Source organism: Hymenobacter sp. UV11 (genome assembly GCF_004684095.1).
Taxonomy (GTDB): Bacteria; Bacteroidota; Bacteroidia; order Cytophagales; family Hymenobacteraceae; genus Hymenobacter.
The window spans coordinates 78,645-92,002 of the sequence record NZ_SRII01000002.1; the positions used below are offsets into that span (position 1 = coordinate 78,645).

General features: G+C 60.5%; 10 protein-coding genes. 1 reads left to right on the forward strand and 9 read right to left on the reverse strand.

Annotation, left to right across the window (positions count from 1 at the left end; all coding sequences use genetic code 11):
* Positions 1 to 47 precede the first annotated feature (47 nt).
* The 9 genes from ilvA to E4631_RS02985 all read right to left on the reverse strand — a co-directional run bounded on the left by ilvA (position 48) and on the right by E4631_RS02985 (position 11,556).
* A complete protein-coding gene (gene ilvA / locus E4631_RS02945; protein WP_133657487.1) occupies positions 48 to 1,322 on the reverse strand; it encodes a threonine ammonia-lyase IlvA in 1,275 nt (424 codons plus the stop codon).
* A gap of 164 nt (positions 1,323 to 1,486) precedes the next feature.
* Complete coding sequence (gene ilvC, locus E4631_RS02950; protein WP_133657486.1) at positions 1,487 to 2,548, reverse strand: ketol-acid reductoisomerase; 1,062 nt, start codon at positions 2,546 to 2,548, stop codon at positions 1,487 to 1,489.
* Between the two features lie 113 nt (positions 2,549 to 2,661).
* Positions 2,662 to 3,252: an acetolactate synthase small subunit gene (gene ilvN, locus E4631_RS02955; RefSeq protein WP_133657485.1), complete on the reverse strand. Its 591-nt coding sequence runs from the start codon at positions 3,250 to 3,252 to the stop codon at positions 2,662 to 2,664.
* 90 nt (positions 3,253 to 3,342) lie between these two features.
* Positions 3,343 to 5,025: a biosynthetic-type acetolactate synthase large subunit gene (gene ilvB / locus E4631_RS02960; protein ID WP_240734669.1), complete on the reverse strand. Its 1,683-nt coding sequence runs from the start codon at positions 5,023 to 5,025 to the stop codon at positions 3,343 to 3,345.
* A gap of 28 nt (positions 5,026 to 5,053) precedes the next feature.
* The gene (gene ilvD, locus E4631_RS02965; RefSeq protein ID WP_133657483.1) at positions 5,054 to 6,772 is read right to left on the reverse strand and encodes a dihydroxy-acid dehydratase; all 1,719 of its coding nucleotides are present in this window, start codon (positions 6,770 to 6,772) and stop codon (positions 5,054 to 5,056) included.
* 212 nt (positions 6,773 to 6,984) lie between these two features.
* On the reverse strand, positions 6,985 to 8,100 hold the full coding sequence (gene leuB / locus E4631_RS02970; protein WP_133657482.1) for a 3-isopropylmalate dehydrogenase: 1,116 nt from the start codon (positions 8,098 to 8,100) through the stop codon (positions 6,985 to 6,987).
* Positions 8,094 to 8,690 (reverse strand): 3-isopropylmalate dehydratase small subunit, encoded by a 597-nt coding sequence (leuD, locus tag E4631_RS02975; RefSeq protein ID WP_133657481.1) that lies wholly within the window; start codon positions 8,688 to 8,690, stop codon positions 8,094 to 8,096. The genes leuB and leuD overlap by 7 nt, the downstream gene beginning before the upstream one ends.
* Complete coding sequence (gene leuC / locus E4631_RS02980) at positions 8,690 to 10,081, reverse strand: 3-isopropylmalate dehydratase large subunit (protein ID WP_133657480.1); 1,392 nt, start codon at positions 10,079 to 10,081, stop codon at positions 8,690 to 8,692. Before leuC ends, leuD begins: the two co-directional genes overlap by 1 nt.
* Before the next feature lie 308 nt (positions 10,082 to 10,389).
* Positions 10,390 to 11,556 carry a 2-isopropylmalate synthase gene (locus tag E4631_RS02985; RefSeq protein ID WP_133657479.1) on the reverse strand — a complete coding sequence of 389 codons (1,167 nt, stop codon included), beginning with the start codon at positions 11,554 to 11,556 and terminating at the stop codon, positions 10,390 to 10,392.
* A gap of 168 nt (positions 11,557 to 11,724) precedes the next feature.
* Here E4631_RS02985 and E4631_RS02990 point away from each other — a divergent pair, with 168 nt between their 5' ends.
* Complete coding sequence (locus E4631_RS02990; RefSeq protein ID WP_240734641.1) at positions 11,725 to 13,269, forward strand: hypothetical protein; 1,545 nt, start codon at positions 11,725 to 11,727, stop codon at positions 13,267 to 13,269.
* Positions 13,270 to 13,358 lie beyond the last annotated feature (89 nt).

Consider the following 13,358-nt stretch of genomic DNA (forward strand, 5'->3'; position numbering starts at 1 on the left):
CCCATAGTTTGCTAAATCAGTACCAAACCCGTTGCAGCTCTATCCCGCTACACTAGTAGGCTCAGGAAATCCTGCTTACCGTTCAGATACTCAAACCCAAAGCCCTCGGCCGCCATCCGCGCCTTGATACCCTCCACATCATGCGGCTTTTTGACCTCGACGCCGATGAAAACGGGGCCTTTCTCCTTGTTGTTCTTCTTGATGTACTGAAACTGAATGATGTCCTCGCCCTCGGCCAGCACGTTGTTCACGAAGCGCCGGAGCGCGCCGGGCGCCTGGTTGAACGTCACCATGAAGTAGTGCTTGAGGCCCTGGTGGCGCTGGGCGCGCTCCTTGATGTCCTCCATGCGGGTGATGTCGTTGTTGGAGCCGCTCACCACGCACACCACCGTTTTGCCCTTTATCTGGTCGGCGTAGGCGTGCAGGGCCGAGATGGCCAGCGTGCCGGCGGGCTCCAGTACCATGCCTTCCTCGTTGTACATCTTCAGCAAATCCTCGCACACCTGGCCTTCGGGCACGAGGTGCACCTCATCGAGCAGGGCCTGGCAAATCTCAAACGTCAACTCGCCGGGGCATTTCACGGCCGCGCCGTCCACGAAGGTGTCGAGGTGGGGTAGGGCCTGCCGTTGCCCGGCCCGAATGGCGTCGTGCATGCTCGGCGCGCCCAGCGGCTGCACCCCAATGAGCCGGGTCCGCGGGCTCAATTGCCGAAACACGCTCGATAAGCCCGAGGCCAGCCCACCGCCCCCAATGGGCATGAAGCAGAAGTCAATCGGCTTGTTATGAGCTGATTTCAGGATTTCCAGACCCACCGTAGCCTGCCCCTCCACAATCGCCAAGTCATCAAACGGGTGCACAAACGTGCTGCCGCGCGCATCGCAAAACGCCTGCGCCGCCTGGTAGCAGTCGTCAAACGTGCGGCCCGTGAGGTGCACCGTCACCATGTCTTTGCCGAAGAGGCGCACCTTGTCCACCTTCTGCGCGGGCGTTTGGGCGGGCATAAAAATGTCGCCCTGCAAGCCCAGTAGCTGGCAGGCGTAGGCCACGCCCTGAGCGTGGTTGCCGGCGCTGGCGCACACGATTTGACGGCCCGGCACGGTAATCGGCAGCGTGGCAATCTTGTTGTAAGCCCCCCGGATTTTGTAAGAGCGCACCACCTGCAAGTCCTCGCGCTTGAGCAAAATGGTGGCGTCATAAGTGCGCGAAAGCCCCAGGTTCAGCATCAGGGGCGTCTTGGTAATCACGCCTTTGAGGCGGCGCGCGGCGGCCTCGACGTTTTCCAGGGTGACGGCGGTGGCCGCCGGGGCTAGCAGGTCGGGCATGGGGGGTAGGGGGCTGGTTCTGAGTCAGTACAGGAAAAAGGAACGTCATGCTGAGCTTGCCGAAGCATCTCTACCGCCTCGTTGGATTAGTAACCCTAGCGGCGTGGTAGAGATGCTTCGGCAAGCGCAGCATGACGGCCTGTTGTAATCGGTAACAGAAGGATTTACGCCTCCACGCTCGCGGTGCTGCGTGAGCGCAGCTCGCGCACGGTGGCGCCAGTGGCCCACAGCTCCGATTCACGCACTTCTTTCAACTCAGCTTCCAGCTCCTTGCGGTAGTTAGGCGTCGAGCCGCGCTCGATGGTGCGGCGGGCTTCCTCGCCGCTAGCCACGCTGTCATACAGCTCGTTGAGCACGGGTAGGGTCGCGTCGCGGAACTTGCCTTTCCAGTCCAAGGCGCCGCGCTGGGCCGTCACCGAGCAGTTGGCAAACATCCAGTCCATGCCGTTTTCGCCCACCAGCGGCACCAGGCTTTGGGTCAGCTCCTCCACGGTTTCGTTGAAGGCCTCGGAAGGCGAGTGCCCGCGCTGGCGCAGCACCTGGTACTGCGCCTCGATGATGCCGGCCAGGGCGCCCATCAGCACGCCGCGCTCGCCAGTGAGGTCGGAGTACACTTCCTTCTTAAAGTCGGTTTCAAACAAGTAGCCCGAGCCCACGCCGATGCCCATCGCAATTGCCTTCTCCCAGGCTTTGCCCGTAGCGTCCTGGAACACGGCAAACGACGAGTTCAACCCGCCGCCAGCCACAAACAGGCGGCGCAGGCTGGTGCCGCTGCCCTTGGGCGCCACCAGAATCACATCGATGTCCTTGGCGGGCACGATACCCGTCTGGTCATTGAACGTGATGCCGAAGCCGTGCGAGAAGTACAGCGTCTTGCCCGGCGTGAGGTATTTCTGGAGGGTAGGCCACAGCGCAATCTGCCCCGCGTCCGACAGCAAATTGCAGAGGATGGTACCCTTATCGGCCGCTTCCTCAATCGAAAACAGGGACTCGCCCGGCACCCAGCCATCCTTAAGGGCGCGCTCCCACGAAGGCGTGCCCTCGCGCTGGCCCACAATAACATGGAAGCCGTTGTCGCGCATGTTCAGCGCCTGGCCGGGGCCCTGCACACCGTAGCCGATAACGGCAATGGTGTCGTCTTTCAAAAAGTCGAGCGCCTTGTCGAGCGGAAATTCGTCGCGGGTGATTACGGTTTCGGGTACGCCGCCGAAGTTGATGGTTGCCATAGTAGTGGGGGGGTAGCGCGGACTTTTAGTCCGCGAGTGGAGTGAAAAAAGGTGTTTAATAAAATTGTCTGGGTCGCGTACTAAACTGAAAGTCAGCGTAGTTAAAGCCCGCGCTACATCGTAAAGACCTGCTCGCGGTCATTCAAAAACTCGTTCTCGGCCACTTCCTCGCTCGGCTCGCGGCGCTCAAACTCCTGAAGCTTGTGGTGAAAACCGTCGCTGGCCTTGATAATGGCAATGCGCGCCGAGCGCACAAACTCAATCAGCCCGTACGGCTGCAAAGCCTTAATCAGGTTGTCAGTTTCTTCGCGGTGGCCGGTAGTTTCAAACACCGTGTAGTCCTTGCGAATGACCACGGCGCGGGCCCCGTTTTCGCGCAGCAGGCGCTCCACGAGCACTTTTTCGGCAATCACGTCGGTGGGCACTTTGTAGAGGGCCATCTCCTGCCAAATCACGTCGGCGTTGGTGTTGAAATACACTTTCAGCACCTCCACCTGCTTCTCGATTTGCTTGGCCAGCTTCTCCACCACCTCCTCCGTTTCCACAATCACGATGTTGAAGCGGTGAATGCCCTCAATCTCCGAAGGCGACACGTTGAGGCTCTCAATATTGATTTTGCGGCGCGAAAAGATGATGGCAATGCGGTTGAGCAAGCCCACCTGGTTTTCGGTGTACGCGGTGATGTTGTATTCCTGGCGGTCCATAGCGTGTAGGGTAAGCTTTAGCTTGCCGTGCGTGGGTAATAAATTGAAAAAGAGCGAAAAAAGCCTTGAGGCGGCAAGCTAAAGCTTACCCTACTTCAGCCGGATTTCCGCCACGCTGCACCCCTGCGGCACCATCGGGAAGATGTTGTTCTCCTTCGTCACCATTACTTCCAGCAAAAACGACCCCGGATGCGCCAGCATCCGCGCCAGCGCCGGGCGCAAGTCGGCGCGGTCGTCCACGCGCTGGCCGGCGATGCGGTAGCCCGCGGCTACGGCCACAAAATCAGGGCTTTGGATATCCACAAACGAGTAGCGGCGCTGGTGAAATAGCTCCTGCCACTGCCGCACCATGCCCAAAAACTGGTTGTTGAGGATGATGATTTTCACGTCTACCCCCGTCTGCATGATGGTGCCCAACTCCTGAATCGTCATCTGGAAGCCGCCGTCGCCAATCACGGCCACCACCGGCCGGTCGGGCGCGCCAAACTTGGCCCCGATGGCGGCGGGCAGCGCAAAGCCCATGGTGCCCAGGCCGCCGCTCGTCACGTTGCTGCGCGAATGGTTGAGCTGCGCGTAGCGGCAGGCTACCATCTGGTGCTGCCCCACATCGGACACGATAATGGCCTCGCCCCCAGTAATTTCGTTGAGCTGCTGCATCACCTCGCCCATCGTCAGCTCCTCCGAAGTCGGGAATAACTCCTCCTGAATTACGGCCTCCACTTCCTGCGCCATGTGGTCGTTGAAGCGGGCCAGCCACTCGGGGTGCGCCTTGCGCTCGACCAGCGCTGTGAGCAGGGGTAGGGTTTCCTTACAGTCGCCCCACACCGGCACGGTGGTTTTTACGTTCTTATCAATCTCGGTCGGGTCGATATCGAGGTGAATAACCTGCGCCTGCTTGGCGTACTTGTCGAGCCGGCCGGTCACCCGGTCGTCAAAGCGCATCCCAATGGCAATCAGCACGTCGCACTCATTGGTGAGCACGTTGGGGCCGTAGTTGCCGTGCATGCCCAGCATGCCCACGTTCAGCGGGTGGCCGGTGGGTAGGGCCCCCACGCCCAGAATAGTCCAGGCCGCCGGAATGCCGCTTTTCTCCACAAAGGCCTTGAACTCGGCTTCGGCTTTGCCCAGCACTACGCCCTGGCCCCACAGAATAAAGGGCTTTTTGGCGCTGTTAATCAGGGCCGCCGCCTGCTCCACGTACTCGCGGCGCACCACCGGCGCGGGCCGGTAGCTGCGGATGTGCGTGCACGGCTCGTACTCCGGCGCGTCGAAGGTCTGCATCTGCGCGTTCTTGGTGATGTCCACCAATACCGGGCCCGGCCGGCCGCTGCGCGCAATGTAGAAGGCCTTGGCCAGTGCCTCTGGAATTTCTTCAGCCCTGGTTACCTGGTAGTTCCACTTCGTGACGGGGGTAGTGATGTTGATGATATCCGTTTCCTGAAACGCATCGGTGCCCAGCAAATGCGCGAACACCTGCCCCGTGATGCACACCACTGGCGTGCTGTCAATCATGGCATCGGCCAGGCCCGTCACGAGGTTGGTCGCGCCCGGCCCGCTGGTGGCCAGCGCCACGCCCACCCGGCCCGAGCTGCGCGCGTAGCCCTGCGCCGCGTGAATGCCGCCCTGCTCATGCCGCACCAGCACGTGGTTGAGCTGGTCCTTGAAGTCGTAGAGCGCGTCGTAAATCGGGATGATGGCCCCGCCGGGATAGCCAAAAATCGTGTCCACGCCTTCGGCCACCAGGGCTTGCAGCGTGGCTACCGCGCCCGTCATGGGGGCGAGGGTAGGGGCGGCGGCCGGGCTAGCGGCGGGCTGGGCTAAGGTCTGCGGGGACATAATCTTCTTCTAATAAATCAGTGATGCACCCGTGGCTGGCGTCGCTCACGGTGCGGATGTACTTGAGCAGCACGCCTTGGCGCACCGGCAGCGGCGGGCGCTGCCAGGCGGCGCGGCGGGCGGCCAGCTCGTCGTCGGTCAGCTGCACGTCAATGGTGTTGGTGCTGGCGTCCAGGATAATCCAGTCGCCGTCCTGCACCAGGGCCAGGCCGCCGCCGTCGTAGGCCTCGGGGCAAATGTGGCCGATAACGAAGCCGTGCGTGCCGCCCGAAAAGCGGCCGTCGGTTATCAGCGCCACCTTGTCGCCCAGACCCGCGCCCATGATGGCCGAGGTCGGCTTCAGCATTTCGGGCATTCCCGGCCCGCCCTTGGGGCCCACGTAGCGAATCACGACCACCTGCCCGGCCTTGATTTTGTGGTCGATAATGCCCTGGTTCAGCTCTTCTTCCGAGTTGAACACGATGGCCGGGCCCTCAAACCGCAGCCCTTCCTTACCGGTGATTTTTGCTACCCCCCCCTTGGTGGCCAGGTTGCCGTAGAGCATCTGAATGTGCCCATCGGCCTTGATGGGGTTGCTGAGCGGGCGCAGCAAATCCTGTTCCGCGCCCAATGGCTTTACGTCGGCGAGGTTTTCGGCCAGCGTGCGGCCGGTCACGGTCAGCAGGTCACCATTGAGCATGCCGTAGTCAAGCAGGGTGCGCTGCACGGCGGGTACGCCGCCGATTTTCGACAGGTCTTCCATCAAATACCGGCCGCTGGGCTTGAGGTCGGCCAGCACCGGCACGCGGTTGCTCACGGCCTGGAAATCCTCCATCGTCAGCTTCACGCCGGCCGCGTGGGCAATGGCGATGAGGTGCAGCACGGCATTGGTGGAGCCGCCGAGCACGGTTATCATCACCATGGCATTCTCAAACGCCGCCCGGGTCAGGATATCACGCGGCTTCAAGTCCAGCTCCAGCAAGTTGCGCAGGTAGGCGCCGGCATCGAGGCACTCCTGCACCTTGGCGGCGCTCTCAGCCGGCAGAGACGACGAGGCGGGCACGCTCATGCCCAGCGTTTCGATGGCCGCCGCCATGGTATTGGCCGTGTACATGCCGCCGCAGGCGCCGGGGCCGGGGCAGGCATTGTGGATAATACCCTGGTAGTCTTCCTCCGAAATATTACCATTAACTTTCTTACCGTAAGCCTCAAAGCACGACACAATGTTGAGCTGCTGCCCCTTGAACTCGCCACCCCTGATGGTGCCACCATACACCATCAACGAGGGCCGGTTGAGCCGCGCCATGGCGATGAGCGCGCCGGGCATGTTCTTGTCGCACCCCACCACGGTAGCCAGCGCGTCGTAGTAGTGCGCGCCCGCCATCGCCTCAATCGAATCGGCAATTATTTCTCTCGAAACCAGCGAGTAGCGCATACCCGCGTTGCCGTTGGTGATGCCGTCGCTCACCCCAATCGTGTTGAAGCGCAGTCCCACCAAGCCCTGGGCGGCCACGCCGCGCTTCACCTCGTCGGCCAGGCCGTTGAGGTGCATGTTGCAGGTGTTGCCCTCGAAGCCCGTGGAGCAGATGCCCACGAACGGCTTGCGCAAATCCGCGTCCGACAAGCCCGCCCCGATGAGCATGGCCTGCGAGGCCGGCAAGCTGTCGTCCTGGGTGTAGATGCGGCTGAATTTATTGAGCGTCATGAGGTTATTTCGACGATAAAGAAGAGTTTGGTCCTAAAAAAACCTTCCTGAGCAACGGGCTAGGAAGGTTTTCTTTGGAGTAAGAAGCTTCGGCTAGCCCGCGAGGGTAGGCATAATAATGACCACGGAAAGGAGGGGTAGGCGGGGCATAGGATTGTTGTTCTGGCTTCGCGCCTAAAGCGAACCGGGGCTAGGGGTGAGGCAAACGTTGTTTAAATAATCGTGCTCACGCCCACCGCAATGTTGTGCGCGTTCCACTGCTGCTCGTTCGAGTCGGCAATCCAAAACGCTACGTAGCTACCCACCTGCTCAGTAGTATACGGAGCGGTGGGGTTTAATTCCGGTGTCAAGATATTGTTAGTCAACGCTTCATCTACTGCCTCGCGCACCAGCTCGGCCTCGACCGTGAGGCCCAGGTGGTCGAGCAGCATGGCGGCCGAGAGGATGGCGGCCAGCGGGTTGGCAATGCCTTTGCCCTTTGCCTGGGGGTAGGAGCCGTGGATGGGCTCGAACACCGCCACCGCCGCGCCCACCGAGGCCGAGGGCAACAGGCCCATCGAGCCGGCAATGACCGAGGCCTCGTCCGAGATAATGTCGCCGAACATGTTCTCAGTCAGCACCACGTCAAACTGCCGGGGGTTGGTGATAATCTGCATCGCGGCGTTGTCCACGAATAGGTAATCGACCGTCACGTCGGGGTATTGAGGCGCGATTTCGCGCACTACTTCGCGCCACAAGCGCGAGGTTTCCAGTACGTTAGCCTTATCCACGAGCGTGAGATGCTGACGGCGGCCGGCGGCCGACTGAAACGCCAGGTGCGCGATGCGCTCAATCTCGGGGCGCGAGTAGGTGCAGTTATCGTAGGCCGTGCCGTCGGCCGTGCGGCCCTTCTCACCGAAGTAGATGCCGCCCGTCAGTTCTCGGAAAATCACCATATCGGTGCCCTCGATGCGGTCCGATTTCAGGGGTGAATGCTTGAGCAGCGCCTGGTAGGCCGTGACGGGGCGGATGTTGGCAAACAAGCCCAGCTCCTTGCGCATGCGCAGCAGGCCCTGCTCGGGGCGCACCTTGGCAGTGGGGTCGTTGTCGTATTTCGGGTCGCCGATGGCACCAAAGAGCACCGCGTCAGCGGCACGGCAAGCGGCCAGCGTTTCGTCGGGCAGCGGGTTGCCGGTGGCGTCGATGGCGCAGGCGCCCACGAGGTGCGAGGTAAATTCAAAGCGGTGGCCGAAGCGCTCGGCTACGGCGTCGAGCACTTTCACGGCCTGCCGACACACTTCCGGCCCGATGCCGTCGCCCGGCAGTAAAGCTATTTTCTTGGTTACCATGTCCAGGCGCGTTGTTTTTCAAAGGCCTCAATGGCCGATTTTTGATTCACTAAAAAGTCGATGTCGTCGTAGCCGTTAATCAGGCACTCCTTTTTGTAGCCGTCGATGGCGAAGCTGAACGTCTCGCTCCAGGCCGGCACGGCCAGCGTTTGGGAGGGCAAATCGACCACCAATTCCAACTGCGGGTCGGCTTCGATGGCGGCCAGCAGGCGGGCCAGCACCTCATCGCTCACTTGCAGGGGTAGGAGGCCGGTATTCAGCGCATTACCCCGAAAGATGTCGGCGAAGTAGCTGGAGATAACGGCCCGAAAACCAGCATCGTACAGCGCCCAGGCGGCGTGCTCGCGGCTGCTGCCGCAGCCGAAGTTTTTGCCGGCTACCAGGATGGAGCCGCGGTAGCGCGAGTCGTTCAGCACAAACCCTGGCTTGGGCGAGCCGTCGGCGTTGTAGCGCCAGTCGCAAAACAGGTTTTCGCCGAAGCCTTCGCGGGTGGTCGCCTTCAGAAACCGCGCCGGGATAATCTGGTCGGTGTCAATGTTTTCCAGCGGCAGCGGCCGGCCGGTGGTGTGCAGGGTTTGAAATTTTTCCATTAGTTCAAATACTGCGTGATGTCCACGATGCGGCCCTGCACGGCCGTGATGGCTGCCACCAGCGGCGAGGCCAGCAGCGTGCGCGAGCCGGGGCCCTGGCGGCCTTCGAAGTTGCGGTTGGAAGTGGCCACGCAGTAGGCGCCGGCCGGAATCTTGTCCTCGTTCATGGCCAGGCAGGCACTGCAGCCGGGCTCGCGCAGCTCGAAGCCGGCGGCGGCAAAAATCTTGTCGATACCCTCGGCAATGGCCTGATGCTCAACTTGTTTGGAGCCGGGCACGATGATGGCTTCCACGTGGTTGGCCTTTTGCTTACCCTGTACGTAGGCGGCCACGGCGCGCAGGTCCTCGATGCGTGAGTTGGTGCAGCTACCGATGAATACGTAGTCAATCTGCTTGCCGAGCAGCGATTCGCCGCGCTCGAAGCCCATGTATTTCAACGACTTGTCGAAGCTCTCGGCCTCGCTGGCGGGCACTTCGCTCGGCACGTGGCCGGTGAGCGGAATGCCCATGCCGGGATTAGTGCCGTAGGTAATCATCGGCGTGATGTCGGCCGCTTGGTAGGTGTACTCGGTTTCAAACGTGGCGTCGTCGTCCGAATACAGCGTTTGCCAGTAGGCCACGGCGTCGTGCCAGGCCTCGCCTTTGGGGGCAAAAGGCCGGCCCTCGACGTAGGCAAACGTAGTGGCGTCGGGGGCGATGAGGCCGCCGCGCGCGCCCATCTCGATACTCATGTTGCAGACCGTCATGCGGCCTTCCATGCTGAGGCTGCGCACGGCGCTGCCCGCGTACTCCACGAAGTGGCCGGTGGCCCCGCCCGTACCGAGCTGCGCGATAACGTAGAGAATCAGGTCTTTAGCCGTGACGCCGGGCCGCAGCTCGCCTTCTACCGAAATGCGCATGCGCTTGGGGCGGCTCAGCAGCAGGCACTGCGAGGCCATTACCTGCGCCACTTGGCTGGTACCAATGCCGAAGGCCACCGCGCCAAACGCGCCGTGGGTGCTGGTGTGGCTGTCGCCGCATACCATGGTGAGGCCTGGCTGGGTCAGGCCCAGTTCCGGCCCGATAACGTGCACAATGCCCTGGCGCTGGTGGCCCAGGCCGTACAATTCGATGCCGTACTTCTCGCAGTTTTCGGTCAGTTTCTCCACCTGCAAGCGCGAGAGCGGCTCCCGGATGGGCTGGTCCTGGTGCAGGGTCGGCACGTTGTGGTCAGCCGTGGCGAGTATCTGGCTGGGGCGGAACAGCGGCAGGTTGCGCGCCGCCAACTCGTCAAACGCCTGGGGGCTGGTGACTTCGTGAATCAGGTGCCGGTCGATGTACACCACGTCCAACCCCTCAACGGAGCGAACGACGTGGGCATCCCAGATTTTATCGAATAGCGTGCGGGACATGAGGTAGGGTAGGGATAGCGTAACTTTTAGCACGTCATGCTGAACGCAGTGAAGCATCTTGGGCGCTTCATCCGCATCGTTCAAACGAAGCGGATGAGATGCTTCACTGCGTTCAGCATGACGTGCTACAGGTGATTTTTTAAGTAAGCAGTAATCAACTAAAAGGCTAAGGAAACGAAGCAACAGGGGGAAATTTTGGTCGTGTTAAGAGTGTGAAAGAATGGCGTTTATGGGTTTTTAACCCGACCCCCTGATTTCCCTGCTCCCACCCACTGGCAGCGCCTGCCACCCCGTTTCCTTAGTCTTGTTTAGCCGATGGCTACTAATTTTTCTTGCTCAATAAGGCTGTGTAAGTCGTTGTCAAATACTTCGCGCTGGCGGTCGGCCAATTGCAGGAAGCTGGCGTAGGCCATGTTCAGGGCCGGGCGTTCCAGGTCGTAGCCCAGCTTTTGGAGGCGGTAGGCGAGGGCAGCGCGGCCCGAGCGGGCGGTGAGCACGATGCTCGAATCGGCGACGCCAACTTCTTTAGGGTCAATAATTTCGTAGGTTTCGCGGCACTTAATCACGCCATCCTGGTGGATGCCGCTGCTGTGCGCGAAGGCGTTAGCGCCTACGATGGCCTTGTTGGCCTGCACGGGCATGCTCATGAGGTGCGAGACCAGCGCCGAGGTTTCAGCCAATAGCTTGGTTTGCACGTTGGTCGTGAGGTTGAGGTAGGGATGCTGGCGCAAAATCATCACCACTTCCTCCAAGGCCGTGTTGCCGGCGCGCTCGCCTACCCCATTGATGGTGCACTCAATCTGCCGCGCGCCGTTGCTGACGCCCGCGATGGAGTTGGCCGTAGCCAGGCCGAGGTCGTTGTGGCAATGCGTCGAAAGAATCGCCTTGTCGATACCTTTTACATTCTCGTACAGGTACTTAATCTTGGCGCCGTACTCCTGGGGTAAGCAGTAGCCGGTAGTGTCGGGGATGTTGAGGACGGTGGCGCCAGCCGCGATAGCCGCTTCGCAGACGCGGGCCAGAAACTCGTTGTCGGTGCGGCCGGCGTCTTCAGCGTAAAACTCCACGTCCTCCACAAAGCTCTTGGCGAGCTTCACGGCGGCCACAGCGCGCTGCACCACGTCTTCGCGGGTGGTGCGCAGCTTCTGCTGCACGTGCAGGTCGGAGGTGCCGATGCCGGTGTGGATGCGCGGCCGGCGCGCCCCGCGCAGCGCCTCGGCAGCCACCCGAATGTCGTTTTCGACGGCGCGGGTGAGGCCGCAGACGGTGGCTTCCTTGGTTTGGGCGGCGATGGCAGCCACGGCGGCAAAGTCGCCGGGGCTCGACACCGGAAAGCCGGCCTCGATGACATCGACGCCCAGCGCTTCCAGCTGGCGGGCAATAACGAGTTTCTCCTGCTGGTTTAGCTTGCAGCCCGGCACCTGTTCGCCGTCGCGGAGCGTGGTATCGAAAATCTGAATTTTTTGCGTCGCCATAAGAGATAAAAAGCCCGCCGAGACGGGGCCAACTTTGTTATTGCACTGCAAGTACCAGTACTTTTCAAGCTGGCAAAAACATTTTTCCGTGGTTTCTATTATTTCCAAGTTGACTATTATTTTGGTTAATAAACTGTAAATAAGGGTTTTGCAACTAGTTATTATACAATGCCTAATAAGAGCAATGACCCCGTTTTTCAGCTAATAAAATCTCTGACGCAGTCGGAAAAGCGCCATTTTCGGCTCTTTACTAACCGCCAGGGCTCAACGGAAGGCCTCAAGTTTCTCCAGCTTTTTGACGCATTCGATGCTCAGGAGCAGCACGATGAGGAGCGCGTGCTGACCCAGGTGCCGGCTCTCAAGCGCGCTCAGCTCGCCAACCTCAAGGCCAACCTGTATAAGCAGCTGCTGGCCAGCCTGCGTCTCTACCACGCGGGCCAAAACCTGGACATTCAGCTGCACGAGCAGCTCGACTATGCCCGCGTGCTCTACAACAAAGGCTTTTACCAGCAAAGCCTGCGCATGCTGGCCAAGGTAAAGCTGGCCGCCCAGCAGGCCGAGCTGCCGCACGTGGCGTTACTAGCCATTGATTTTGAGAAGCTTATTGAGTCGCAGTACATCACGCGCAGCTTGCAGGGTAGGGCCGAATCTTTGGCGGCCGAAGCCACGGCCACGGCGGCGCACCTCGCGCAGCAGCACGCCTTGTCCAATGCGTCGCTGCGGCTGTATGGGCTGTACCTGCATGCCGGGCACGCCCGTAACCAAGCTGACCACGAGCAGTTTACGGCCTATTTTCGCAATCAGTTGCCGGCGCAGCTGGCACGCAACAGCGGTTTTTGGGAGAAGCTGTACTTTTATCAGGCGCACGTGTGGTATCATACTATCAACCAGGATTTTAAATCTTGCTATCGCTACGCGCAGAAGTGGGTAGACCTGTTTGAGCAGCAGCCGCACCTCAAGGAAAGCCAGACGATGCTCTACATCAAGGGCCTGCACAACGTGCTGGCATCTTTGTTTAATATGATGTATTACAGCCGGTTCCGGGAGGTGCTGCAGGTGCTGGAGGACTTTGGGGCCAACCAGACGCGCCGTGCCACGCCGAACACCGAAATCCTGCTGTTTCAGTACATCTGGACCAACCGCATCAACGCCTATTTTCTGGAGGCGCGCTTCACGGAGGGGGTAGAGATTGTGCCCGAATTGCTGGAGCAGCTGGAGCAGTACAAGGGCCAGCTCGACTTGCATCGCACGCTGGTATTTTACTACAAAATTGCCTGTTTGTACTTTGGCAGCGGTCAGTATAGGCAGGCTATCAAGTACTTAAATCGCATCATTGAACACAAGGAGTTGAGCTTGCGCGAAGACCTGCAGTGCTTTGCGCGCATCCTCAACCTGGTGGCGCACTACGAAGCCGGCCAGGATGCCGAACTCGAATACCAGGTGCGCTCGGTGTACCAGTTTCTGGGCAAGATGAACGACCAGCAGCCCATGCAGGTCGAGGTATTCCGGTTTTTGCGGCGGGTAGGGCACGCGGCGCCGGCGCAGCTGCGCGAGGAATTTATCAGCCTGAAAGCCAAGCTGGAAGAAATCGCCGCCCGGCCCTTCGACCGCCGGCCGTTCCTGTATTTCGACATCATCTCGTGGCTCGAAAGCAAGATTTCGGGCCGCTCGGTGCAGGACGTGATGCAGCAGAAGTTTCTGACGCTGAAGTAAGCGGTGCGCAGCGGGCTTTGCTACTAAAAAAGGGGGGTAGGGGCCCAAGCAGGCCAACTACTGCCGCGTTCGTGCTTAAGTTGCGGCTG